21 protein-coding genes are annotated in these 25,321 nt (G+C 64.9%); 18 read left to right on the forward strand and 3 right to left on the reverse strand.

All coding sequences use genetic code 11. The features are described 5' to 3' along the window. Positions 1 to 26: 26 nt before the first annotated feature. The 5 genes from leuS to E1N52_RS09910 all read left to right on the forward strand — a co-directional run bounded on the left by leuS (position 27) and on the right by E1N52_RS09910 (position 6,511). Complete coding sequence (gene leuS / locus E1N52_RS09890) at positions 27 to 2,621, forward strand: leucine--tRNA ligase (RefSeq protein WP_133182359.1); 2,595 nt, start codon at positions 27 to 29, stop codon at positions 2,619 to 2,621. A 100-nt stretch (positions 2,622 to 2,721) separates the two neighbouring features. Continuing rightward, complete coding sequence (locus tag E1N52_RS09895; RefSeq protein WP_133182361.1) at positions 2,722 to 3,285, forward strand: LPS-assembly lipoprotein LptE; 564 nt, start codon at positions 2,722 to 2,724, stop codon at positions 3,283 to 3,285. Positions 3,286 to 3,328: 43 nt separating this feature from the next. Beyond that, on the forward strand, positions 3,329 to 4,543 hold the full coding sequence (holA, locus tag E1N52_RS09900) for a DNA polymerase III subunit delta (protein WP_133182363.1): 1,215 nt from the start codon (positions 3,329 to 3,331) through the stop codon (positions 4,541 to 4,543). 198 nt (positions 4,544 to 4,741) lie between these two features. Continuing rightward, complete coding sequence (locus E1N52_RS09905) at positions 4,742 to 6,013, forward strand: glutamate-5-semialdehyde dehydrogenase (protein ID WP_133182612.1); 1,272 nt, start codon at positions 4,742 to 4,744, stop codon at positions 6,011 to 6,013. A 75-nt stretch (positions 6,014 to 6,088) separates the two neighbouring features. Continuing rightward, the gene (locus E1N52_RS09910) at positions 6,089 to 6,511 is read left to right on the forward strand and encodes a CopD family protein (RefSeq protein ID WP_133182365.1); all 423 of its coding nucleotides are present in this window, start codon (positions 6,089 to 6,091) and stop codon (positions 6,509 to 6,511) included. Between the two features lie 80 nt (positions 6,512 to 6,591). On the opposite strand, the gene E1N52_RS09915 is transcribed toward E1N52_RS09910, so the two are convergent. Then, positions 6,592 to 7,449 (reverse strand): MurR/RpiR family transcriptional regulator, encoded by an 858-nt coding sequence (locus E1N52_RS09915; protein WP_133182367.1) that lies wholly within the window; start codon positions 7,447 to 7,449, stop codon positions 6,592 to 6,594. Positions 7,450 to 7,738: 289 nt separating this feature from the next. Between E1N52_RS09915 and edd the strand changes: the two genes are divergently transcribed. The 4 genes from edd (at position 7,739) to E1N52_RS09935 (ending at position 12,530) form a co-directional block, all read left to right on the forward strand. Then, positions 7,739 to 9,631: a phosphogluconate dehydratase gene (edd, locus tag E1N52_RS09920; protein WP_133182368.1), complete on the forward strand. Its 1,893-nt coding sequence runs from the start codon at positions 7,739 to 7,741 to the stop codon at positions 9,629 to 9,631. Between the two features lie 23 nt (positions 9,632 to 9,654). Further along, complete coding sequence (gene eda / locus E1N52_RS09925; RefSeq protein ID WP_110385350.1) at positions 9,655 to 10,296, forward strand: bifunctional 4-hydroxy-2-oxoglutarate aldolase/2-dehydro-3-deoxy-phosphogluconate aldolase; 642 nt, start codon at positions 9,655 to 9,657, stop codon at positions 10,294 to 10,296. A 294-nt stretch (positions 10,297 to 10,590) separates the two neighbouring features. Then, positions 10,591 to 11,952 carry a GntP family permease gene (locus E1N52_RS09930; RefSeq protein ID WP_133182370.1) on the forward strand — a complete coding sequence of 454 codons (1,362 nt, stop codon included), beginning with the start codon at positions 10,591 to 10,593 and terminating at the stop codon, positions 11,950 to 11,952. A gap of 68 nt (positions 11,953 to 12,020) precedes the next feature. After that, positions 12,021 to 12,530 (forward strand): gluconokinase, encoded by a 510-nt coding sequence (locus tag E1N52_RS09935; protein WP_133182372.1) that lies wholly within the window; start codon positions 12,021 to 12,023, stop codon positions 12,528 to 12,530. Positions 12,531 to 12,626: 96 nt separating this feature from the next. On the opposite strand, the gene purB is transcribed toward E1N52_RS09935, so the two are convergent. Further along, positions 12,627 to 14,015 carry an adenylosuccinate lyase gene (purB, locus tag E1N52_RS09940; protein ID WP_133182374.1) on the reverse strand — a complete coding sequence of 463 codons (1,389 nt, stop codon included), beginning with the start codon at positions 14,013 to 14,015 and terminating at the stop codon, positions 12,627 to 12,629. Between the two features lie 254 nt (positions 14,016 to 14,269). On the opposite strand from purB, the gene E1N52_RS09945 reads away from it, so the two are divergent. The 7 genes from E1N52_RS09945 (at position 14,270) to E1N52_RS09975 (ending at position 21,952) form a co-directional block, all read left to right on the forward strand. Continuing rightward, positions 14,270 to 16,072 (forward strand): tetratricopeptide repeat protein, encoded by a 1,803-nt coding sequence (locus E1N52_RS09945; protein ID WP_133182376.1) that lies wholly within the window; start codon positions 14,270 to 14,272, stop codon positions 16,070 to 16,072. A gap of 99 nt (positions 16,073 to 16,171) precedes the next feature. Continuing rightward, positions 16,172 to 17,128 carry a LysR family transcriptional regulator gene (locus tag E1N52_RS09950; RefSeq protein ID WP_028201941.1) on the forward strand — a complete coding sequence of 319 codons (957 nt, stop codon included), beginning with the start codon at positions 16,172 to 16,174 and terminating at the stop codon, positions 17,126 to 17,128. A 202-nt stretch (positions 17,129 to 17,330) separates the two neighbouring features. Further along, positions 17,331 to 18,617 carry a Glu/Leu/Phe/Val family dehydrogenase gene (locus E1N52_RS09955; RefSeq protein WP_133182378.1) on the forward strand — a complete coding sequence of 429 codons (1,287 nt, stop codon included), beginning with the start codon at positions 17,331 to 17,333 and terminating at the stop codon, positions 18,615 to 18,617. Between the two features lie 212 nt (positions 18,618 to 18,829). After that, positions 18,830 to 19,723, forward strand: coding sequence for a glutamate/aspartate ABC transporter substrate-binding protein (locus tag E1N52_RS09960; RefSeq protein WP_133182379.1), 894 nt, complete (start codon positions 18,830 to 18,832; stop codon positions 19,721 to 19,723). Positions 19,724 to 19,812: 89 nt separating this feature from the next. Next, a complete protein-coding gene (locus tag E1N52_RS09965; RefSeq protein WP_133182381.1) occupies positions 19,813 to 20,553 on the forward strand; it encodes an amino acid ABC transporter permease in 741 nt (246 codons plus the stop codon). Continuing rightward, a complete protein-coding gene (gene gltK / locus E1N52_RS09970; RefSeq protein WP_133182383.1) occupies positions 20,553 to 21,230 on the forward strand; it encodes a glutamate/aspartate ABC transporter permease GltK in 678 nt (225 codons plus the stop codon). The genes E1N52_RS09965 and gltK overlap by 1 nt, the downstream gene beginning before the upstream one ends. Continuing rightward, positions 21,227 to 21,952, forward strand: coding sequence for an amino acid ABC transporter ATP-binding protein (locus tag E1N52_RS09975; protein WP_133182385.1), 726 nt, complete (start codon positions 21,227 to 21,229; stop codon positions 21,950 to 21,952). The genes gltK and E1N52_RS09975 overlap by 4 nt, the downstream gene beginning before the upstream one ends. A 69-nt stretch (positions 21,953 to 22,021) precedes the next feature. On the opposite strand, the gene E1N52_RS09980 is transcribed toward E1N52_RS09975, so the two are convergent. Next, complete coding sequence (locus E1N52_RS09980; protein ID WP_133182387.1) at positions 22,022 to 22,930, reverse strand: class II glutamine amidotransferase; 909 nt, start codon at positions 22,928 to 22,930, stop codon at positions 22,022 to 22,024. 376 nt (positions 22,931 to 23,306) lie between these two features. Here E1N52_RS09980 and pyrC point away from each other — a divergent pair, with 376 nt between their 5' ends. Then, positions 23,307 to 24,362, forward strand: a complete 1,056-nt coding sequence (gene pyrC / locus E1N52_RS09985) for a dihydroorotase (protein WP_133182389.1) — start codon at positions 23,307 to 23,309, stop codon at positions 24,360 to 24,362. Continuing rightward, the gene (locus E1N52_RS09990; RefSeq protein WP_425468036.1) at positions 24,359 to 25,309 is read left to right on the forward strand and encodes a DUF3025 domain-containing protein; all 951 of its coding nucleotides are present in this window, start codon (positions 24,359 to 24,361) and stop codon (positions 25,307 to 25,309) included. Before pyrC ends, E1N52_RS09990 begins: the two co-directional genes overlap by 4 nt. The last annotated feature ends 12 nt before the right edge of the window (positions 25,310 to 25,321 follow it).

Consider the following 25,321-nt stretch of genomic DNA (forward strand, 5'->3'; position numbering starts at 1 on the left):
CGTTTCCAGCGTTCACCATCCACACCATGCTCGAAAAATACGTTCCCTCCGACGTCGAATCCGCCGCGCAAGGCGAATGGCGCGCCACCGACGCTTACCGGACGGCCGAGAAGGCCGACAAGCCCAAGTTCTACTGCGTCTCGATGCTGCCGTATCCGTCGGGCAAGCTGCACATGGGTCACGTGCGGAACTACACGATCAACGACGTGATGTACCGTTACCTGCGCATGAACGGCTACAACACGTTGATGCCGATGGGCTGGGACGCGTTCGGCATGCCCGCCGAAAACGCCGCGATGGCCAATAACGTGCCGCCGGCCAAGTGGACGTACGACAATATCGAGTACATGAAGGGCCAGATGCAGTCGATGGGTCTCGCCATCGACTGGTCGCGTGAAATCGCCACCTGCAAGCCCGACTACTACAAGTGGAACCAGTGGTTCTTCCTGAAGATGCTCGAGAAGGGCATCGCCTACAAGAAGACCGGCACGGTGAACTGGGACCCGGTCGATCAGACCGTGCTCGCCAACGAGCAGGTGATCGACGGGCGCGGCTGGCGCTCGGGCGCGCTCGTGGAAAAGCGCGAAATCCCGATGTACTACCTGCGCATCACGCAGTACGCCGATGAACTGCTGAACGACCTCGACGGCCTCGGCTGGCCCGAGCGCGTGAAGATCATGCAGCAGAACTGGATCGGCAAGAGCTTCGGCGTGAACTTCGGCTTCCCGTACGAACTGGACGGCGAGAAGAAGCTGCTGCGCGTTTTCACCACGCGCGCCGACACGATCATGGGCGTGACTTTCTGCGCGATTGCCGCCGAGCATCCGCTCGCCACGCGTCTTGCGCAGGAAAAGCCGGAGCTGCTGCCGTTCATCGACGAATGCAAGCGCGGCGGCGTGGCCGAAGCCGACATGGCCACGATGGAAAAGAAGGGCATGGCTACGGGCTTCTTCGTCACGCATCCGCTGACGCAAGAGAAGGTCGAGGTGTGGATCGGCAACTACGTGCTGATGAGCTATGGCGAAGGCGCCGTGATGGGCGTGCCGGGCCACGACGAGCGCGATTTCGCGTTCGCGCAGAAGTACAACCTGCCGATCAAGCAGGTCATCGCAGCAGAAGGCGAGACGTACTCGCTCGACGGCTGGCAGGAATGGTACGGCGACAAGGAGCGCGCCGTCTGCGTGAACAGCGGCAAGTACGACGGCCTCGCCTACACGGCGGCGGTAGATGCCGTCGCTGCCGACCTCAAGGCGCTCGACCTCGGCGACAAGCAGGTCACGTGGCGCCTGCGCGACTGGGGCATTTCGCGCCAGCGCTATTGGGGCACGCCGATTCCGATCATCCACTGCCCGAGTTGCGGCGACGTGCCGGTGCCCGAAAAGGATCTGCCGGTCGTGCTGCCGGAAGACCTCGTGCCGGACGGCACGGGCAACCCGCTCGCGAAGTCGGAAGCCTTCCTGAACTGCAAGTGCCCGACGTGCGGCGCTGACGCGAAGCGCGAAACCGACACGATGGACACCTTCGTCGACTCGTCGTGGTACTTCTATCGCTACGCCGCGCCGGATGCCGTGAACATGGTCGACGAGCGCACCGATTACTGGATGCCGATGGACCAGTACATCGGCGGTATCGAGCACGCCATTCTTCACCTCTTGTACTCGCGCTTCTGGGCGAAGGTTTCGCGCGACCTCGGCCTCGTGAAGTTCGGCGAGCCGGCCAAGAACCTGCTCACGCAGGGCATGGTGCTCAACGAAACCTTCTACCGCGAAGACGCTGCGGGCAAGAAGACCTGGTACAACCCGGCCGACGTGACCGTCACGCACGACGACAAGGGCCGCCCGATCGGCGCGACGCTCAACAGCGACGGCCAGTCCGTGGTGCTGGGCGGCGTGGAGAAGATGTCGAAGTCGAAGAACAACGGCGTCGACCCGCAGGTGCTGATCGACCAGTACGGCGCAGACACGGCGCGTCTGTTCACGATGTTTGCGGCGCCTCCCGAGCAGCAGCTCGAATGGTCGGGCGCCGGTGTGGAAGGCGCGAGCCGATTCCTGCGCCGTGTGTGGGCCTTCGGCCATGCGAACGCCGAAGCGATCAAGTCGCGCGCCGCGTTCGACGCGGCCGCGCTCACGGACGTCGAAAAGACGCTGCGCCGCGAAGTCTATAGCGTGCTCAAGCAGGCCGACTTCGACTACCAGCGCCTGCAGTACAACACCGTGGTTTCGGCGGCGATGAAGATGCTCAACGCCATCGACGGCGCCAAGGGTGCCGGTGCGGGCGTGCAGCGCGAAACGTTCGGCGTGCTGCTGCGCGTGCTGTACCCGGTCGTGCCGCACATCGCGTTCGAACTCTGGAAGGCGCTCGGTTACGGCGACGAATACGGCACGCTGCTCGACGCACCGTGGCCGAAGGTCGACGAAAAGGCGCTGGAGCAGGCCGAGATCGAACTCGTGCTGCAGGTGAACGGCAAGGTGCGCGGCGCCGTGACGGTGGCCAAGGACGCACCGAAGGACGCGATCGAAGCGGCCGCCCTCGCGCACGAGATGTTCGTCAAGTTCGCGGAAGGCCGCGCACCGAAGAAGATCATCGTCGTGCCGGGACGCCTCGTGAACGTCGTGGTCTAACGAGGCAAACCAAGGCCATGTCGAGCGGCGTAGCGCGCGAAGCACGTGCGGCGCCGCTCAGCCGACACCGGCGACTCTGTCGCGAACCCAGGGAGTCCATGTGATTCGCAGATCGTTTCTCAGGTTGTTCCCGCTCGTCGCGGGCAGCGCGCTGGCCCTCTCGGCGTGCGGCTTCCAGCTGCGCGGCGAGGAGAACTTCGCCTTCAAGCGCCTCGCCGTGGTCGGCGCGCCGCCGCCGCTCGCCGGGCGCCTCTCGCGTATGGTCGAAGGCGGCAGCGATTCGGTGGTGGTCGACTCGGTGGCCAATGCCGACGCCGTGCTGCACTTGTCCGAAGGGCGCAGTTTCAGCACACTCACGCTCAATTCGCTCGGCGCGGTCGTGGAATATCAGGTCAACTATTCGCTGAGCTATACGTTGACGAGACCGGACGGAACCGTGCTGATCCAGCCGAGCGCGATTTCGCTGAACCGAGCGATGACTTATAGCGATCAGTACTCGACCGCCAAGTCGCAGGAAGCCGAACTGCTGTTCACCGACATGCAGAACGACGCCGTCGACCAGCTCATGCGGCGCCTTGCCGTGCTGAAATCGATCAACCCGACGCCCGATCAGGTCGTGCCGGGTGTCGCCCCGCGCGCACCGCTGCCGCCGCCGCCGCTGTAATGCGCACTGTTTCCATCTTCTGAGCGACCTTCGACCGAGCGACATGCAACTGCGACCCGACGCACTCGAACCGCACCTCGCGAGAGGGCTGGCCGGCCTGTACGTCGTCTATGGCGACGAACACCTGCTCGCCCAGGAGGCGTGCGACCGCATCCGCGCGGCTGCGCGCGCGGCGGGCTTTACCGACCGCTCGGTGTTCACCGTCGAGCGCGGCTTCGACTGGAGTTCGCTGCTCGGCGCGAGCCAGTCGATGTCGCTGTTCGGCGATCGCCAACTGGTGGAGTTGCGCATTCCGTCGGGCAAGCCCGGCAAGGAAGGCGCGGACGCGCTCAAGACGCTCGCCGCCGCCTCGAATCCCGATGTGCTGATGCTCGTCACGCTGCCGCGCCTCGACGCTGCCACGCAGAAGTCTGCGTGGTTCACGGCGCTGGCCGAGAGCGGTGTCGCGCTGAAGATCGATCCCGTCGAGCGCGCGGCGCTGCCGAACTGGATCGGCCAGCGTCTGGCGCTGCAAGGCCAGCGCGTGGCGCCCGGCGAGGACGGCCGGCGCGCGCTGCAATTCGTGGCGGAGCGGGTGGAAGGCAACCTGCTGGCGGCGCATCAGGAAATCCAGAAGCTTGGGCTGCTGTATCCGCAAGGTGTGCTGAGCTTCGAGCAGATTCACGACGCCGTGCTCAACGTCGCGCGCTACGACGTATTCAAGCTCAACGAAGCGATGCTTACAGGTGACGTTGGCCGTCTCGCGCGCATGCTCGACGGGCTGCAGGGCGAAGGCGAGGCTTCGGTGCTGGTGCTGTGGGCCGTGGTCGAGGAAATCCGCACGCTGTTGCGCATCAAGCGCGGCGTGGCGGCGGGCAAGCCGCTCGCCATGCTGCTGCGCGAGAACCGCGTGTGGGGGCCGCGCGAGCGGCTCATCGGGCCGGCGCTGTCGCGCCTGAGTGAAGCGACGCTGGAGCGCGGTCTCGCGCTCGCGGCGCGCCTCGACCGCCAGGTCAAGGGGCTGTCGGGTCAATCGCGCGCCGACTGGCGTAATGCGCTGCCGCCCGATGCCTGGGACGGCCTGTTCGAACTCGCCATGACCGTGGCCGCCCCTCGCGACGGTGCACCGCAGGCGCGCGCCGCCGCCGGTGCGCGCGGCGCGGCGGCGCCTGGGCGCGCACAGCCGGGTGCTCAGCCAACTGGCCCAGCCGCGGCTGCAGCCGCCGCAGCGGCTGCAGCCCGACCGCGCACCGCAGGGCCGTCGCGCCGGCCAGGCTGAAGCGTTTCGCGCTTGCCTGAACCGGCCTTCGGCGCCTGCTTTCCGCCCGCCGCACGGCCGGTGCACCTGCCGAGCCGCCCGGCCATCTCCAGCAAACCTTGGTGGCTCGCCTTAAAATCGGGCTGAACCGCTTTGAATCGAACCGCGCTTGGGCAGCTCATCTGACTGCGCCTCACGCGCCGCATGACGAAAGACACCATGGATATCGACCAGTACATGACCGACCTCGGCCGCCGCGCACGCAACGCTTCGCGCGCGATGGCACGAGCCACGACCGCCGCAAAGAACGCGGCGCTCGAAGCGGTGGCGCAAGCCATCGAGCGCGACGCGCAGCAATTAAAGGATGCGAACGCACGCGACCTCGCGCGCGCGAAGGAAAAGGGCCACGACGCGGCCTTCATCGACCGCCTCACGCTGTCGGACAAGGCGCTCAAGACCATGGTTGAAGGCCTGCGCCAGGTGATGGCGCTGCCCGACCCGATCGGCGAGATCAGCAACCTCAAGTTCCGTCCGAGCGGCATTCAGGTGGGTCAGATGCGCGTGCCGCTGGGCGTGATCGGCATCATCTACGAGTCGCGGCCCAACGTGACGATCGACGCGGCCGCGTTGTGCCTGAAGTCGGGCAACGCGACAATTCTGCGCGGCGGCTCCGAGGCGCTCGAATGCAATACAGCGCTCGCGAAGCTGATTGGCGAAGGGCTGGCTGCGGCGGGATTGCCGCAGGATGCGGTGCAAGTGGTCGAGACCGCTGACCGCGCGGCCGTCGGCAAGCTCATCACGATGACGGAATACGTGGATGTGATCGTGCCGCGCGGCGGCAAGAGCCTGATTGAGCGCCTGATGGCCGAAGCACGCGTGCCGATGATCAAGCACCTCGACGGCATCTGCCATGTCTACGTGGACGACCGAGCCGATCTCGCGAAAGCGCTGACCGTGTGCGACAACGCCAAGACGCACCGCTACGGCACCTGCAACACGATGGAGACGCTGCTCGTGGCGCGCGGCATCGCGCACGACGTGCTGCCGCCGCTTGGCCGCCTGTATCGCGAGAAGGAAGTCGAACTGCGCGTCGATGCCGCGGCGCGCTCGATTCTCGCCGACGCGGGCGTGGGTCCGCTGGTGGATGCGACCGAAGAGGACTGGCGTACCGAGTACCTCGCGCCCGTGCTGGCGGTGAAGGTGGTCGATACGCTCGACGACGCGATCGAGCACATCAACGCCTACGGCTCGCACCACACGGATGCGATCGTCACCGAAGATCACGACCGCGCCATGCGTTTCCTGCGCGAAGTCGACTCGGCGAGCGTGATGGTCAACGCCTCGACGCGCTTTGCCGACGGATTCGAGTTCGGTCTGGGTGCGGAGATCGGCATTTCGAACGACAAGCTGCATGCGCGCGGCCCGGTCGGCCTGGAAGGGCTGACTTCGCTGAAGTACGTGGTCCTCGGCCACGGCGAAGGCCGTCAATAGTCACGCATCGCACGGGGCGGAGCACGGCGTGACGCGCCGCCTCGTTGCACAATCGCTCACGAAGAAGAAAAAATAATGTCGATGCTCTGGGTCAAGACGTTTCACATCGTGCTCATCGCCTCGTGGTTCGCGGGCCTGTTCTACCTGCCGCGCATCTTCGTGAACCTCGCGATGGAAACTGAGCCGGCGGCCGTCAAGCGCCTGCTGATCATGGCGCGCAAGCTCTACCGATTCATGACGATGATCGCCGTGCCCGCGCTCTTGTGCGGGCTGTGGCTGTGGCTCGTGGTGGGCATCGGGCGCGGCCAGGGCTGGATCCACGCGAAAGTGGGCGTGGTGGTGCTGCTCATCGTCTATCACGCGTACTGCGGTCGTTTGCTGAAGACCTTCGAACGCGGCGAGAACCGCCGCTCCGACAAGTGGTACCGCATGTTCAACGAGCTTCCCGTGCTCGGCATGCTGGCGGCGGTGGCGCTCGCCGTCATCAAGCCGTTCTGACGCTCGATATCCTCCGTCCTCTCCCAATCCGCGTCAGGCTGAAACACCAGGCTCTGCCGAGCGACGTAAGGCGCTGATGTTCAACTGTTCGCGTCCAGCCTTCTTCGCGCGATGATCTCCTTCGCATCGGCGAGTTTCTCCGCAAGCTCCGGACCGCGCTGCAGCGCGACACCGACCGCGAGAATGTCGCCGATCGCGAGATGTGAAGTCCGCGAAGTCATCGGTGAGAAGACGTCGGTGTCCTCATCCACGTTCGCGTGCAGGCCGACGCTCGCAAGACGCGCGAGCGGCGAAGTGCCATGCGTAATGGCGATTACCTTCGCGCCGCGATCGAGCGCCGTGCGCGCGGCGTCCACGATGTCGCGCGTGCGCCCCGTGTTCGAGATCGCCACGACCACATCGCCGGGTCCCAGTAACGCTGCCGACATCAGGAACGTATGCGGGTCTGAATACGCCACGCTCGGCATGCCGAGGCGAAAGAACTTGTGCTGCATGTCCTGTGCGGCGATGCCCGAGCCGCCCGCGCCGTAGAACTCGATACGCGCCGCATGTGCGAGCAGGCCGATCGCCGCGGCGAGCGAGTCCGTGGAGAGGTTGTTGCGCACCTGCACGAGCGCGCCGATGGTGCGCTCGAGCACCTTGGCTGCGACGCCAGGCACGGGCTCGTCCGGTCTCACGTCGCGGTACACGGCCGGATGCTCGGTCGGCAGATCCGCGGCAACGGCCTGCGCGAGCCGAATCTTGAACTCCCGGAATCCCGAGAATCCCAACGCATGGCAGAACCGCGCGATGGTCGGCTGGCTCACGCCCGCGCGCTCGGCAACCTCGGTCATCGACAGATCGAGCACCTCGCGCGGAGCCTGAATCACGTAATCGGCGAGCTTGCGCTCCGAAGGGCGCAATTGCTCGCGCATGGCTTTCACCTGGGACAGCAGCATCTAGAAACTCGCACTATGCTGAAAGATCCGTGGACTATAACGGATCAGACGTTATGTACAAAAACTACAGGATCGCCTTTTGCTTCTTTCCGGTTCCTGCGCGCATCAACGCGCAAGGCCTGTAGATAATGAGACTAGGCGTTCGTTTAACGTTGCGCTCCCAGGGTCTTACCGGGATTGTCGTCTTGTAGTTTTTCTACTAACATCGCGCCATCGCTGTCTGGTGCGCCCAAAGTGCGCCTGATCTGGCCCCGAGCGTCCCCGCCGTGACAAGAAGGAAGGAGATTCGATGGTTTCCCCGCATTCTCAATTGATGAAGGTCACGCAGCGCGTGATCGAGCGCAGCAAGCCCACGCGCGAGGCCTATCTGGCGCGCATCGCGGCGGCTCAGGACCGGTTCCCGGCGCGCGGCGCACTCTCATGCGCGAATCTGGCCCACGGTTTCGCCGGCCTTGAAGGCCGCGACAAGATCTCGATCAAGTCGATTCGCGAGCCCAATATCGGCATCGTCTCGGCATACAACGAGATGCTCTCGGCTCACGCGCCCTACAAGGATTTCCCCGACATCATCAAGAAGGCGGCCCGCGAAGGCGGCGGCGTCGCGCAGTTCGCGGGCGGCGTGCCGGCGATGTGCGATGGCGTGACGCAAGGCAACGCCGGCATGGAGCTGTCGCTCTTTTCGCGTGAAGTGATCGCGATGAGCACGGCCGTTGCGCTCACGCACAACATGTTCGATGCGGCGCTGTGCCTCGGCGTGTGCGACAAGATCGTGCCGGGCCTCTTGATCGGCGCGCTGCAATTCGGCCATCTGCCGACCATTTTCGTGCCCGCCGGCCCGATGACGAGCGGCATCACGAACGACGACAAGGCCAAGGTGCGCCAGCAGTTCGCCACCGGCCAATGCGATCGCGCGGCGCTGCTCGAATCCGAAGCCGCCGCGTATCACGGCCACGGCACCTGCACGTTCTACGGCACGGCCAACAGCAACCAGATGCTCATGGAAATCATGGGCCTGCATCTGCCGGGTTCGGCCTTCATCCATCCGCATACGCCGTTGCGCGACGAACTCACCGCCGCTGCGGCGCGCCGCGTGCTTGAGCTCACCGTCGAACGCGGCAATTACACGCCGATCGGCCACGTGGTCGACGAGAAGGCCGTGATCAACGGCATCGTCGCGCTGATGGCGACGGGCGGCTCGACCAACCATACGCTGCACCTCGTGGCGATGGCGCGGGCGGCGGGCATCATCATCGACTGGAACGACTTCGACGTGCTTTCGGACGCCGTGCCGCTGCTCGCGCGCGTCTATCCGAACGGCAAGGCCGACGTGAATCATTTCCACGCGGCAGGCGGCATCGCCTTCCTCGTGCGCGAACTGCTCGACGGCGGGCTGCTGCACGAAGACGTGAATACCGTTGCGGGCCGTGGGCTGCGTCATTACACCGAGGAGCCGAAGCTCATCGACGGCAAGCTCACCTGGGTGCCGGCGGTCGAGAAGAGCGCCGACGAGACCGTGCTGCGTCCGCTCCCGACGCCGTTCCAGCCGGACGGCGGCCTGCGTCTGATGCAGGGGCGTCTCGGCCGTGGCGTCATCAAGGTCTCCGCTGTCGCGCCGGAGCGCCGCAAGGTGCGTGCGCCTGCCATCGTGTTCGATTCGCAGGAAGCCGTGCAGGAAGCGTTCGACCGCGGCGAACTCGAGCGCGATTTCGTGGCCGTGGTGCGCTTCCAGGGCGCGCGCGCCAATGGCATGCCGGAGCTGCACCGCCTCACGCCGTTGCTCGGCGTGATGCAGGACAAGGGCTTTCACGTGGCGCTCGTGACTGACGGGCGCATGTCGGGCGCGTCGGGCAAGGTGCCCGCGGTCATCCACGTTTCGCCGGAAACGCTGCTGCACGGCCCGATCGGCAAGGTACGCGACGGCGATACGATCGTGATCGACGCGGTGGAAGGCGTGCTCGACGTCGAAGTGGATGCCGCTGAGTGGGACGCCCGCCCGGTCGCGCAGCCCGCGCACCAGGAACTCAATGAAGTGGGCTTTGGCCGCGAGCTGTTCGGCGTGTTCCGCGCCACCGCCGCGCCGGCGGAGCTGGGCGCCACGGTGTTCGGTCCGCTCGTGGGCGAGCAGGCCGCGCCCGCACCGGCCGCGGCTGCCGCCCATGCGCCGGCCCACGCCGCGAACTAAATTCATCATCAAGGAGCCTGAACATGGCAAATAGCACAGTCGCCGACATCGTTCGCCTCGGTCCCGTTATCCCGGTGCTCGCATTCGATACGCCGGAGCAGGGCGAGCACGTTTCCCGCGCGCTCCACGCGGGCGGCGTGAAGGTGCTCGAAATCACGCTGCGCACGAAGGCCGGCCTCGAAGCCATCGAGCGCGCCGCGAAGATCGCGCCGGACATCGTCGTGGGCGTGGGCACGATCACGAAGCCCGAGCACTGCGCGCTCGCGAAGAAGGCCGGCGCACAGTTTGGCGTTTCGCCGGGCCTCACGCGCGAGATCCATCAGGCTTCGCTCGACGCGGGCCTGCCGCTGCTGCCGGGCGTGATGACGCCGACCGACATCATCGTCGCGATGGAACTGGGCTACGAGATCGTCAAGTTCTTCCCGGCGGTTCCGGCCGGTGGCCTGAATATGCTGCAGGCCTTCCACGGCCCGTTCCCGACGCTCAAGTTCTGCCCGACGGGCGGTATCAGCGCCGAATCCGCGCCGACCTTCCTCGCGCTGCCCAACGTGGTGTGCGTGGGTGGCTCGTGGCTCACGCCGAAGGCGGCCATCGCCGCGCAGAACTGGGACGAAGTCACGCGCCTTGCGCACGCCGCAAGCGAGCTGTCGCGTCCGGTGCGCTAATCGCGCGCTTCTGCTCGATGCTGTGACGCGCCGCGTGTTGCGGCGCAACGAAGACCGGAATGCCGCGCCCCGCGTGTACGAGGGGCGTGCAACGAGCCGCGCAAATGCCGCCTGACAGGGGCGCGCTTTGCGCGGCTCGCGTGTCTTTTAAGTACGCTGCACCAAAAGTCGTTATAAGCTCTACAATCCCCGGCCCGGCGACGGCCGGCTTTTGTCCCGCGTGGGCCGCTGCCGCGCGCATCCGTCGCCGCACAGGGCAAAAGGACTTCGAACAACTACCTGGAGAGGAGCCTCATGGGAGTGGCCCACGGCAGCATGCTGCTGATTTACGCGCTCGTCGCGATTGCCGCGCTGATCCTGCTGATCACGCGCTTCAAGGTTTATCCGTTTCTCGTCCTGATCATCGTTTCGCTGCTGCTCGGCCTCGCCGTCGGCATGCCGATGGATCAGATCGTCAAGTCGTTCGAAACCGGTAACGGCAACACGCTCGGCCACATCGCCATCGTGGTGGGCCTCGGCACGATGCTCGGCAAGATGATGGCGGAGTCGGGCGGCGCCGAGCGCATTGCCACGACGCTCATTCGCTGGTTCGGCGAGAAGAACATTCACTGGGCGATGATGGTCGTCGCGATCATCGTCGGCTTGCCGGTGTTCTTCGAAGTCGGCTTCGTGCTGCTCATTCCGATCGCATTCAACGTCGCCAAGCGCACGGGCAAGTCGCTGCTGCTGATCGGCCTGCCGATGGTGGCAGGCCTTTCGGTCGTGCACGGGCTGATTCCGCCGCACCCGGCCGCGCTCCTCGCCGTGCAGGCGTATCACGCCGACATCGGCAGGACCATCGCTTACGGCCTGCTCGTGGGCGTGCCCACGGCCATCATCGCCGGGCCGCTCTTCGCGCTCTTCATTCACCGCTACATCAAACTGCCCGAGAGCAATCCGCTTTCCGAGCAGTTCGTGAGCAAGGCCGACCCCAAGCCCGATAGCGAGTTGCCGGGCTTCGGCATCACGCTCTTCACGATCCTGCTGCCCGTGATCCTCATGCTGATCGGCAGCTGGGCCGATCTCGTATTCGAGCCGAAAACGCTGCCGAACAACTTGTTGCACTTTATCGGCACCTCGGACGTCGCGCTGCTGATCGCCGTGCTGGTAAGCTTCTGGACCTTCGGCGCGCAACGCGGCTTCACGCGCGAGCAGATCCAGAAGTTCTGCGGCGACTGTCTTGCGCCGATCGCGGGCATCACGCTGATCGTGGGCGCGGGCGGCGGCTTCGGCCGTGTGCTGATGGACAGCGGTGTCTCGAAGCAGATCGTCGAACTGGCGCAGAATGAGCATCTCTCGCCGCTTTTGCTCGGCTGGATGGTCGCCGCTCTGATCCGTCTCGCAACCGGCTCGGCCACAGTGGCGATGACCACGGCATGCGGCATCGTCGCGCCCATTGCATCGGCTAGCGCCATGACTGTGAAGCCGGAACTGCTCGTGCTCGCCACGGGCTCGGGCTCGCTGATCTTCTCGCACGTCAACGACGGCGGATTCTGGCTGATCAAGGAATATTTCGGCATGACCGTGGGTCAAACGTTCAAGACCTGGTCGTTGCTGGAGACCATTATTTCGCTGCTGGGCCTCGGGCTTACCTTCGCCCTCGCAGCGGTGGTGTAACGCGCAACTATGTTGCATGGGACCGGAGCAGGCGCTAAAGCGCTAACTCCGTTCGACAGGAGCAGTAAATGATTTTGATAGCGATGGGCGTGTCGGGCGCAGGCAAGACACGCATCGGCGAATTGCTCGCCGAGCGCCTCAAGTGCACCTTCACCGACGGCGACGCCTTCCACAGCGAAGCCAACAAGAAGAAGATGCACGACGGCATTCCCCTCACCGACGACGACCGCTGGCCGTGGCTGCGCACGATTCGCGCGGCGATCGAGGAGAAGCAGCGCGCCCACGAAACGGCCGTGTTCACCTGCTCGTCGCTCAAGCGCTCGTATCGCGACATCCTGCGCGGCAACGACCACGACGTGTGCTTCGTCTACCTGAAGGGCTCGTTCGAAGTGCTGCACGAGCGTCTTGCTTCGCGTACCGGCCACTTCTTCGATCCGTCGCTGCTGCAAAGCCAGCTCGACACGCTCGAAGAGCCAGGCGCCGATGAGGCGATCGAGGTGAGCATCGAGCTTACGCCCGAGCAGATCGTCGACGAGGTGATGAAGCAGATGGACGCGCGCCGCAATCAGGCCTCCTGATTTCGCGGCCGCACGCGATCACTCGATCGTGCGGCGGTAAACAAAAAAGCGCTCGATTCAATCGAGCGCTTTTTTTATGGCGTGGCGGTATCGCGATTACGAAATGCGCTTCGCCAGTTCCACAGCCTTGCCGACGTACGACGCAGGCGTCATCTCCAGGAGACGCTTCTTCGCGTCTTCAGGAATCGCCAGACCGCTGACGAACGTCTGCAGCGCTTCGCGCGTAATGCCCTTGCCGCGTGTGAGTTCCTTCAACTGCTCGTACGGGTTCTCGATGCCGTAGCGGCGCATGACCGTCTGCACCGGCTCGGCCAGCACTTCCCACGTGGCGTCCAGGTCGTCATTCAGGCGCTGCGGGTTCACTTCGAGCTTGTCCAGACCGCGGATCAGCGCGTCGTACGCGAGCAGCGAGTAGCCGAATGCGACGCCGATGTTGCGCAGCACCGTCGAGTCGGTGAGGTCGCGCTGCCAGCGCGAAACGGGCAGCTTGTCGGCGAGGTGGCGCAGCGTGGCGTTCGCGAGGCCCAGGTTGCCTTCCGAGTTCTCGAAGTCGATCGGGTTGACCTTGTGCGGCATGGTCGACGAGCCGATTTCACCGGCCTTCGTCTTCTGCTTGAAGTAGCCGAGGGAGATATAGCCCCAGACGTCGCGGTCGAGGTCGAGCAGGATCGTGTTCGCGCGCGCGACGGCGTCGAACAGCTCCGCCATGTAGTCGTGCGGCTCGATCTGGATCGTGTACGGGTTGAACGTGAGCTTCAGGCGCTGCTCGACGACTTCCTTCGAGAAGGCTTCCCAGTCGAACTCCGGATACGCCGAGAGATGCGCGTTGAAGTTGCCGACCGCGCCATTCATCTTGCCGAGCAGTTCGACCTTCTCGATGCGCTGGATCGCACGCGCGAGACGCGCCGCGACGTTGGCGATTTCCTTGCCGAGCGTCGTGGGGCTGGCCGGCTGGCCGTGCGTGCGCGAGAGCATCGGCTGTTCGGCGTGCGTGTGCGCGAGCGTGACGAGACGTTGATGCACCGAGCGCAGCGCCGGCAGGATCACGTGCTCGCGTGCGCCCGCGAGCATCAGGCCGTGCGACGTGTTGTTGATGTCTTCCGAGGTGCAGGCGAAGTGGATGAACTCGCTTGCGCGCTCCAGTTCCGGCTGACCCTTCACCGACTCCTTGAGCCAGTACTCGACGGCCTTCACGTCGTGGTTCGTCACGCGCTCGATGTCCTTGATGCGCGCGGCGTCGTGCGCCGTGAAGTTCTCGGCGAGCTTGAGCAGGAATTGCTCCGAGGCTGCCGAGAAGCGCGGCACTTCCGCGAAACCGGCCTGCGAGAGCGCGATCAGCCAGTGGATTTCCACGGTCACGCGGTTGCGCATGAACGCGGCTTCCGAGAGCCAGTCGCGCAGCGCTTCGGTTTTCGAGGCGTAGCGGCCGTCGAGCGGGGAGAGCGCGTTGAGCGCGAAGAGGGTATCGGGACGAGTGTCGGACATGATGGGGACGTAACGTAGGGCGTTACGCTCAGTTGGCAGTCGGTTGCAGTCAGATTCGAGACGGCGGGAACCCAAGATTTTATCACCTTGCCGACAGGGGCCGAGACCGGCGCTGCCAGCAACGGCTGAACGGTGACCCGTGACGCGCTCTGAGGCGTTCCGTCGCGCCGGCCGCTTAACGGGATCGGGCGTTTTGAGACGGATATAGAGTGCGGGCACGTCAAAAGTTTGCGCTTAATCAAATATTTGCTGCCATGACTCCCGATGCTCCCATCCTTGCTACCGGCCAGGCCGATGTCCTCATCGAAGCCGGTCTTGCTTGCCACCGCGCAGGCCGGATCGACGACGCCCACGCTTACTATCAGTCCGCGCTCGCGGCGCACCCCGAAGAACCCGGCGCACTGCACTACCTGGGCGTGATTGCGCTCGGCCGCGGCCAGTTGAGGGAAGCCGCCGCGCTGATGGACCGTGCGCTCGCGCAGACGCCCGACAACGCCGAATATCTGGCCAACCGCGGCGTAGCCACAAGCCGCCTTGGCGACCATGCGGTCGCGGCCGCCTGGCAGCGCAAGGCGCTGGCGCTCGCCCCCGACTTCGCTAACGCGCACAACAATCTCGGCAATGCGCTGATGGAACTCGGCGATATCGCCGGCGCCGCGCAGCACTATCGGCGTGCGCGTTCGCTGGAGCCGCAATCCGCGCACTTCGCGTTCAATCTCGGACGCGCACTCGAAGCCAACAGCGAAAAATACGCCGCACTTGTGCAGTTCCGCACTGCTGCGGCGCTCGACCCGCGTGATCTGAAGACGCTGATCCATATGGGCCGGCTGATGCGCTCGATGGAGAAGCACGCCGAAGCGGCCGCCTGCTTCGAGGCCGTGATCGCACGCGAGCCTGAGAACGTGCTCGCGCTCTTCGAACTCGGCTACGCGTACGACGCGATGCACCGCTACGAAGCGGCGATCCCGCTATACCGGCGTGCCGCGGAACTCAAGCCCGATGGGGCGGCCATCATCAACAATCTCGCCTTCGCGCTGACCGCGCTGGCGCGCTACGACGAAGCGGAAATTGACTATCGACGCGCACTGGCGCTGAACCCCGACCTGCCCGAATCGCGCTTTCAGCTCGGCATGTTATTGCTGAGGCGCGAAGACTACGCCGGCGGCTGGCCGCTCTTCGAGAACCGCAAGCTCACCGCGACTGCCAGGGCCAACTACCGCAAGCTGCCGTGCCCCGAGTGGCGGGGCGAGCCGCTGGAAGGCAAGCGCTTCCTGATCTGCCGCGAGCAGGGCGTGGGCGATCAGATCCAGTTCCTGCGCTATGCGGGCCTGCTGGCCCAGATGGGCGCGCAGGTTCACGCGTGGGTCGCGCCGGAACTGGCGTCGCTCGCAGCGACGGTGCCGGGTGTCGCACGCGTGCTCGACGCCGCGCCGAGCGACGAAGCCATCGCCACGGATTACGACTACTGGTGCGACGTGATGAGCCTGCCGCTGAAGTTTCCGGGCCGGCCGATCTACGCCGGCATGCCGTATATGCGAGCCGATACCGCGCAGGCCGCCACCTGGCGCGCACGCGTGAACGCGCTGGCCGGCGCCGCGCAGCGCCGTATCGGGCTCGTCTGGGCCGGCAACCCGCGCCACCATTTCGACGCCTTCCGCTCCGTGCGGCTCGAGTCGCTGGTGCCGCTGTCCGCGCTCGCCGGCAACGCCTGGTTCTCGCTCCAGAAAGGCCCGTCGGCCGCGCAGCTTGCGTCGGTCGCGCTCCGCTGGCCGATCGACGCGCTCGGCGACGATCTGCACGACTTCGCGGCGACGGCGGCGCTCATCGAGGCGCTCGACCTCGTCATCACCGTCGATACGTCGGTCGCGCACCTCGCCGGGGCGCTCGGCAAGCCCGTATGGGTGCTGCTCGCCGCGCAGTCCGACTGGCGCTGGGGCAAGGATCGCGCCGATTCGGCCTGGTATCCGTCGGCGCGCGTGTTCCGCCAGTCCTCGCTCGGCGACTGGCGCGGCGTGGTCGCCGAACTGGAAAGCGCGCTTTGCGGGGCGTCCCGCTAAGGCATCCGGCCCGCGCGCCGCGCGAATTTCGCCGCGCAGGCGCCCAGGCGCGCGGCCACGGGCCTAGAATGCGGACTTCTCATCCGCACGCTGGTCCGCATGGAACTCAAATGGCTCGAAGACTTCGTCTCGCTCGCGGAGACGCATAGTTTCAGTCGCTCGGCCGAACTGCGCCACGTGACGCAGCCGGCTTTCTCGCGCCGCATCCAGGCCCTCGAAGCGTGGCTCGGCACCGAGCTGATCGATCGCTCGGTTTATCCGACGCGCCTCACGGCCGCGGGCCAGGTGTTCTACGAGCAGGCGCTCGCGATGCTTTCGCAGTTCCACGAGGCGCGCACCCTGTTGCGCGGCCATACGGCCACGCCCGCGGCGACGATCGAGTTCGCGGTGCCGCACACGCTTTCGCTCACGTACTTTCCGCGCTGGCTGCAGCGCATCGAGGCGAAACTCGGCCGCATCCACACGCGGCTGCGCGCGCTGAACGTGCACGATGCCGTGCTGTCACTCGTGGAGGGCGGCTGCGACCTCGTGATGGGCTATCACCATCCCAGCCACCCCGTCACGCTCGACCCCGCGCGCTACGACACGCTGACGCTCGGCATCGAGTCGATCAGCCCGTATTCGGCGCCGCAGCGCGCGGGGCGTGCGCGCTACACGCTGCCCGGCACGCCCGATGCGCCCACACCGTACCTCTCCTATACGCCCAACGCGTATCTCGGCCGCATGACCGAGGTGATCGTTGCCAACGCACCGGCGCGCCTCTATCTGGACCGCGTGTACGAAACGGACATGGCAGAAGGGCTCAAGGCGATGACGCTGGCCGGTCACGGCATCGCCTTTTTGCCGCACAGCGCGGTGGAAGACGCCGTGGCCCAGGGCGAGCTGATTCGCCTCGACCGCGGTACGCGCGGCGTGCCGGAGGGCCAGTTCACGCTAGACATGGAGATCCGCCTCTATCGCGACAAGCTCGCGACGCAGGGAGACGATGCGCGCCAGGCGCTCGTGCGCGAGCTGTGGGAGGCGGTCAGCGAGGAACTTGCGCAGGGCAAGCGCTGACGAAGCGGCAATCGGCGCTCACAACGGGGTACACAAACAGTCAGGCTATTTCAGTCTGTAAGGCCTGAGGCGCGGAGGCCGCGACACGTTTTTTCGACTTCGGGGACGTTATGCACGAAAAGCATAACGGGATGATCAAACGGCATTGGATTTCACGTGGGCGTTTTCTGACAATGGCACCACTTGTTCGATCGGAGCGTTCATGTCATCCCAACTGCAGTCGGTTCCTTCTTATCTCCACGCCGATGATCTCGGCCCCTGGGGCAACTATCTTCGTCAGGTCGACCGCGTGGCGCCGTACCTCGGCTCGCTTTCGCGCTGGCTCGAAACGCTCAAGCGTCCGAAGCGTATCCTGATCGTCGACTGCCCCATCGAACTCGATAACGGCACCGTTGCGCACTTCGAAGGCTATCGTGTCCAGCACAACGTTTCGCGTGGTCCCGGCAAGGGCGGCGTGCGTTATCACCAGGACGTTACGCTCTCCGAAGTAATGGCGCTGTCCGCGTGGATGTCGGTGAAGAACGCTGCAGTGAACGTGCCGTACGGCGGTGCGAAGGGCGGTATCCGCGTCGATCCGCGTACGCTGTCGCGTGGTGAGCTCGAGCGCGTGACGCGCCGCTACACCAGCGAAATCGGCATCATCATCGGACCGAACACCGACATTCCTGCGCCGGACGTCAACACGAACGAGCAGATCATGGCGTGGATGATGGACACCTACTCGATGAACCAGGGCCAGACGGCCACGGGCGTCGTGACGGGCAAGCCCATCTCGCTCGGCGGCTCGCTCGGCCGCCGCGAAGCCACGGGCCGCGGCGTGTTCGTGGTCGGTTGCGAGGCTGCCCGCCGCACGGGTCTCTCGATCGACGGCGCACGCATTGCCGTGCAGGGCTTCGGCAACGTGGGCGGCATCGCCGCGCGCCTGTTCCAGGAAGCCGGCTCGAAGATCGTCGCCGTGCAAGACCATACCGGCTCGCTCTACAACTCGAGCGGCATGAACGCGGAAGCGCTGCTCGAGCACGTTGCGAAGACGGGCGGCGTGGCAGGCTTCGCGGGCGCCGAAGTGATGGCGAACGAGGAATTCTGGACCGTCGAAACCGACATCCTGATTCCGGCCGCGCTGGAAAACCAGATCACCGAGAAGAACGCGGGCAAGATCCGCACGAAGATCATCGTGGAAGGCGCGAACGGCCCGACCACGACGGCAGCCGACGACATCCTGCACGACAAGGGCGTGCTCGTGATCCCCGACGTGGTGGCGAACGCGGGCGGCGTGACGGTTTCGTACTTCGAGTGGGTGCAGGACTTCTCGAGCTTCTTCTGGACCGAGCACGAAATTAACGAACGTCTCGAACGCGTGATGCGCGAAGCCTTCACGGCCGTGTGGCAAGTGTCGAGCGAGCAGAAGGTCTCGATGCGTACCGCGGCGTTCATCGTGGCATGTAAGCGCATCCTGATGGCGCGCGAGATGCGCGGTCTGTATCCCTGATCGCACCCGGTTTGCAGGCGCAGCGAAGTGACGAATCAGTGACTTTGCCGTGACAAGTTTTTGCGCTGCACATCAAGGCGCATAGAAGGCGGACGTCCTCCACAAGGGGGCGTCCGCCTTCGCACATTCAGGCGTTGCGCCAGGGTCACTCTTGATTCTTTCAAAAAAATTACTTTGATAAACTGGCGGCGGTTCTTGTACCGGAGAAAACAATGCAAATCAAAAAGACCGCCGCTCTGCTCGCACTCCTTGGTTTCGTCGCCACCAGCGCTTTCGCGCAGGACGCAGGCACACTCAAGAAGATCAAGGACACGGGCGTCATCTCGCTGGGGCACCGCGAGTCGTCCATTCCTTTTTCGTACTACGACGACAAGCAGAATGTGATCGGCTACTCGCAAGACTACGCGATGAAGATCGTCGAGGCAGTCAAGCAGAAGCTGAACATGCCTAACCTGAAGGTCAAGATGGTGCCCATCACGTCGCAGAACCGCATTCCGCTCGTGCAGAACGGCACGGTGGACATCGAATGCGGCTCGACCACGAACAATGCCGAACGTCAGCAGCAGGCCGCCTTCACGAACACGATCTTCGTGATCGGCACGCGCCTCATGACGAAGAAGGATTCGGGCATCAAGGACTTCGCCGACCTCAAGGGCAAGACCGTCGTGACGACGGCGGGCACGACGTCCGAGCGCCTCCTGCGCAAGATGAACCAGGAGAAGAGCATGGGCATGAACATCATCAGCGCGAAGGACCACGGCGAGTCGTTCATGACGCTCTCGACGGGCCGCGCAGTGGCGTTCATGATGGACGACGCGCTGCTCGCGGGCGAGCGCGCCAAGTCGAACAATCCGGGCGACTTCGTGATCGTCGGCCAGCCGCAGTCGCGTGAGGCGTACGGCTGCATGATGCGCAAGAACGATCCTGAGTTCAAGAAGGTCGCCGACGACGCCATCGCCAAGGTGCAGACCTCGAGCGAAGCAACTGCGATCTACCACAAGTGGTTCGAGTCGCCGATTCCGCCGAAGGGTCTCAACCTGAACTTCCCGATGAGCGACGACATGAAGGCGCTGTTCAAGAATCCGAACGACAAGGCGATCGATTAACACGGCCCCGGCCGTTCGACCCGCATTTAGCGTTTAGCACGGAACGGAAGAAGCGCCGCTTCTTCCGTTCTTTTTCTTGGAGTCTCTTGATGTCCTATCACTGGAACTGGGGCATTCTGCTCAGCCCGGTCTCGACGGGCGAACCCACCACGTACCTCGGCTGGATTCTTTCCGGCCTCTGGGTGACGGTCTCGGTGTCGCTGTGCGCGTGGGTGATCGCGCTCATCGTCGGGTCGTTCTTCGGCGTGCTGCGCACGGTGCCGAACAAGTTTCTCGCGGGCGTCGGCACAGTTTATGTGGCGATCTTCCGCAATATTCCGCTTATCGCTCAGTTCTTCATCTGGTACTTCGTGTTGCCGGAAATCGTGCCGCAAGCGCTCGGCAATGCGTTCAAGCAATCGCCGCCGGGCGTGCAGTTCTTCTCGGCGTCGGTCGTGTGTCTCGGACTCTTTACCGCGGCGCGCGTGTGCGAACAGGTGCGCTCGGGCATCAACGCGCTGCCGCGCGGCCAGCGCGCAGCCGGCCTCGCCATGGGCTTCACGCAGTGGCAGACGTACCGCTACGTGCTGCTGCCGGTGGCGTATCGCATCATCGTGCCGCCGCTCACCTCCGAGTTCCTCAACATCTTCAAGAACTCGGCGGTCGCTTCGACGATCGGCCTGCTCGATCTGTCGGCCCAGGCGCGTCAGCTCGTCGACTACACGGCGCAGACCTATGAGTCGTTCATCGCCGTCACGCTTGCTTACGTGATCATCAACCTCGTCGTCATGACGCTCATGCGCTGGGTCGAGGCGAAGTCGCGTCTGCCCGGCTACATCGGAGGCAAGTGATGCATCACTTCGACTGGAGCGGCATTCCGGGCGCGCTGCCTACGCTGTGGACGGGCGCGATCATTACGTTCAAGATCACGCTGTGCGCGATCGTGGTCGGCATTCTCTGGGGCACGCTGCTCGCGCTCATGCGGCTTTCCAGCGTGAAGCCGCTCGAATGGTTCGCCAAGGGCTACGTCACGATCTTCCGCTCGATCCCGCTCGTGATGGTCCTGCTGTGGTTCTTCCTGATCGTGCCGCAGGTGCTGCAAAACGTGCTGGGTCTCTCGCCCGACATCGACATTCGCCTCGCGTCCGCGATGATCGCGTTCTCGCTGTTCGAGGCCGCGTATTATTCGGAGATCATTCGTGCGGGCATTCAGGCGGTGCCGCGCGGGCAGGTGAACGCTGCGTTCGCGCTCGGCATGCGTTATGGCCAGGCCATGCAATACGTGGTGCTGCCGCAGGCGTTCCGCGCGATGGTGCCGCTGTTGCTTACACAGGCCATCGTGCTGTTTCAGGACACCTCGCTCGTGTACGTGATCAGCCTCGCCGACTTCTTCCGTACTTCCACCAATATTGGCGACCGTGACGGGACGATGGTCGAAATGGTACTGTTCGCGGGCGCGTGCTATTTCGTGATTTGCGTGATCGCGTCGAGCCTCGTGAAAGGTCTTCAGAAAAAGGTCGCAAGATGATTTCAATTAAGAACGTTTCGAAGTGGTACGGCCAGTTCCAGGTGCTGGCCGACTGCACGACGGAAGTGAAGAAGGGTGAGGTGGTGGTGGTGTGCGGGCCCTCGGGCTCGGGCAAGTCCACGCTCATCAAGACCGTCAACGGGCTCGAACCGTTCCAGCAGGGCGAGATCCTCGTGAACGGCGAGTCGGTGGGCGACAAGCGCACCAATCTCTCGAAGCTGCGCTCGAAGGTGGGCATGGTGTTTCAGCACTTCGAGCTGTTCCCGCATCTGTCGATTACCGAGAATCTCACGCTCGCGCAGATCAAGGTGCTCGGCCGCGGCAAGGACGAGGCCATGCAAAAGGGCCTGAAACTGCTCGACCGCGTGGGCCTGCGCGCGCATGCCGACAAATTCCCGGGTCAGCTCTCGGGCGGCCAGCAGCAGCGCGTGGCGATTGCACGTGCATTGTCGATGGACCCCATCGCCATGCTGTTCGACGAGCCGACCTCGGCGCTCGACCCCGAGATGATCAACGAGGTGCTCGACGTGATGGTGGAGCTGGCCCAGGAAGGCATGACCATGATGTGCGTGACGCACGAAATGGGCTTTGCGAAGAAGGTCGCGCACCGCGTGATCTTCATGGACAAGGGCGCCATTGTGGAAGACGACCAGAAGGAAGCCTTCTTTGCGAGCCCGAAGTCGGATCGCGCCAAGGACTTCCTCGCGAAGATCCTGCACTGACGCTTTGCACGCTTCGAAAAAAAAGCCGCGCTCGATGCGCGGCTTTTTTCGTTTTGGGCGTCGCCCGGCTTACTCGCCCCAGGTTTGCAGTGCGTCCACGGCTTCCGGGTCGATCTCGCGCGGCTGCCCGGCGCACGGTGCGCTGGCCGACGCATCGAGCGAAGGGTTGGCGAGCTTGTCGAGCACCTTTTGCGGCACCGGGACGCTCGCCTGGGCGATCACGTCGCCGTGCTGGAACATCAGCAGGTCGCCGGGGGCGAAGCGCGTCCAGACCTCGTTGTCGGTGAGCGGCGCGGTGGCGATCACGGCCACGCGGTCTTCAGGCGTCGTGTACTTGGCGAAGTCGATGGAGACATCGGCGTCGACGAGATGGGCCGTCGAAAACGGCCAGCGTCGCACGAGATAGTAGAGATGCGTCGAGCAGTGTGCGAACAGCGCCTGGCCGTTCGACATCAGAAAGTTGAAGACGCCGAACTGCGTGACCTCGCGCGTGAGCGACTCCAGTGCGGCGAACAGCTCGGCGAGCGGCGGCTGTGCACCGGGGAACGCCTTGCGCAAGCCTTGCAGCAGCAGGCAGAACGCGCGCTCGCTATCGGTCGTGCCAACCGGCTGGTAGACGCCCGACATCACCGGATTGAAGTCCTGAAGGTCGCCGTTGTGCGCGAAGATCCAGTGACGGCCCCACAGCTCGCGCTGGAACGGGTGACTGTTCTCGAGCGCGCAGTTGCCTTGTGTGGCCTTGCGGATGTGGGCGATGGTGTTGCGCGACTTGATGGGGTAGTGCTTGACCATCTCGGCGATCGGCGAACGTGCCGAGGCCTCGTTGTCGATGAAGAGGCGGCAGGCCTTGTCCTCGAAGAACGCGATACCCCAGCCGTCGGCGTGGTGATCGGTGGCGCCGCCGCGCGCCGCGAATCCTGTGAAGGAGAACGTGACGTCTGTCGGCGCGGCGCAATTCATTCCGAGAAGTTGGCACATGGTACTGATGGTGCGTAATGCGACTGGGACGGCTGAGGCGGCTGCTGCAGTGGCAGGCGGGACCCGCCGTCGACCCGTTACAATAATGATTTTCCAAGCATATCACCGGCCTGCGGGTCGCCAATACGAATTTTGTCGGATGCATTGCAGGCTCGCGTAGAAGGGCGCGTGCCGGCGTCGATGCAGCGCGAATTGTCGTGTGCACGCGACGGTGCGGGCAATGCGTGCGCGTTGAACTTGCATCGATCCGCATCGATCGACGCCGAGCTTTTCCCGTGATATGCCCGGAATTTCCGGCAGCCTGAGCGCGTTCCAAGCGAACTTGCCGCCGTTCATTCATACCGCTGTTGGTTCACTACCGCGCCTGACTCTTGCCATGAACGCCTCTTCCCCCTCGACTCTCACGCTCGCCCGCCCCGACGACTGGCACCTGCACGTGCGCGACGGCGCGATGCTCGCGGCCGTGCTGCCGCATACGGCGCGCCAGTTCGGCCGCGCGATCATCATGCCGAACCTCAAGCCGCCGGTCACGACGACCGAGCAGGCCGCCGCCTACCGCGAGCGCATTCTCGCGGCGCTGCCGGCGGGCTCGACCTTCGAGCCGCTGATGACGCTCTATCTCACCGACAACACGCCGCCCGAGGAAATCCGCCGCGCGAAGGCGAGCGGCTTCGTGCACGGTGTGAAGCTGTATCCGGCGGGCGCGACGACGAATTCGGACGCCGGCGTGACCGACATCCGCAAGTGTGCGAAAACGCTCGAAGCCATGCAGGAAGTGGGCATGCCGCTGCTCGTGCACGGTGAAGTGACGAGCGCCGACATCGACCTGTTCGACCGCGAGAAGGTCTTCATCGACCGCGTGATGATCCCGACGCGCCGCGATTTTCCGGGCCTCAAGGTGGTGTTCGAGCACATCACGACGAAGGACGCCGTCGACTACATCCGCGCCGATCACGCGGCGCCCGGCCTGCTCGGCGCGACGATCACCGCGCATCACCTGCTCTACAACCGCAACGCGATCTTCCAGGGCGGCATTCGTCCGCACTACTACTGCCTGCCGGTGCTCAAGCGCGAGACGCATCGCGTGGCGCTCGTGGAGGCGGCGACTTCGGGCGATCATCGCTTCTTCCTCGGCACCGACAGCGCGCCGCACCCGAAGGGCCTGAAAGAGCACGCATGCGGCTGCGCGGGCTGCTACACGGCGCTGCACGCGCTCGAGCTGTACGCCGAAGCGTTCGACAACGCGGGCGCGCTCGACAAGCTCGAGGGCTTCGCGAGCTTTTACGGCGCCGACTTCTACGGCCTGCCGCGCGCGACCGAAACGGTCACGCTGCGCCGCGAAAGCTGGACGCTGCCCGCCGAAGTCGAGGCAGGCGGCACGCCTGTCGTGCCGCTGCGCGGTGGCGAGACGATCGGCTGGAAACTCGCTTGAACGAGGCGGGGCAGGGCGTGGCTGCGGGCGCAACGATCGGCTCGATCGGGGCAGTCGATGCGCCCGCACCGATGCCCGCGCGTGCCCCGCGCCGGACCATGCCGCTGGGCAGTTTCACCGATATCGACTGGGGCCGTCCGTGGTTCGCGCAGCACGAAGCGCGCGGCAGGCGCTGGCAGCAGGCGGCGCTGGCGGGATACGCGGCTTACCTGGATGAACTGAACGCCGATGCGCTGGCCACCGCCCAAAGCACGGGTCGCGGCCAGCCGCTCCGCTTCATAGCCCAGGACGACTTGCCCGAAGGCTCGGCCTACGAGGCGCATATCGCGGCGACGGGCTGCGTGCCGACGCGCCACAACCTCCACGACTTCTTCAACGCGCTCGCCTGGTTCGCGTTCCCGCGCATCAAGGCGACGCTGAACGCACGCCAGGCCGCGGCGATCGACGTGCTGGGCGTGGGCCCCACGCGCGGCGACGTGCGCGACGCGCTCACGCTGTTCGACGAGAACGCGGTGCTCTATGCGTCATCGGATGCGACGCTGGTAGCGGCGTTGCGCGGCTTCGACTGGCGCACGCTGTTCGTGGCCCAGCGAGCAGCATGGGAAGCGGCTTTCGGGGAGACGATCGGCGTGGCGCGCTGCGAAGTCCGCGTATTCGGCCACGCGCTGCTCGAAAAGATGATTTCGCCTTATGCGGCGTGCACGGCGCACGCCTGGGTGGTCGAGGTGCCGCAAGCGTATTTCACGTGGCCGCGCGCGCAACGCGACGCGTATCTGGACGAGACAGTGAGCGTCACACTTGCCGCCGATGCCACGCATGAAGCGCTCAATGGGCGCAGCTTCGCGCCGCTGCCGGTGCTCGGCATTCCAGGCTGGTGGGCGCAAAACGAGGACCCGTCGTTCTACGACGACAGCACAGTCTTCCGCACCGGCCGACGAACCCGCTGAAAACCAGGCGGG

This window comes from Paraburkholderia guartelaensis (assembly GCF_004353905.1).
GTDB lineage: Bacteria > Pseudomonadota > Gammaproteobacteria > Burkholderiales > Burkholderiaceae > Paraburkholderia > Paraburkholderia guartelaensis.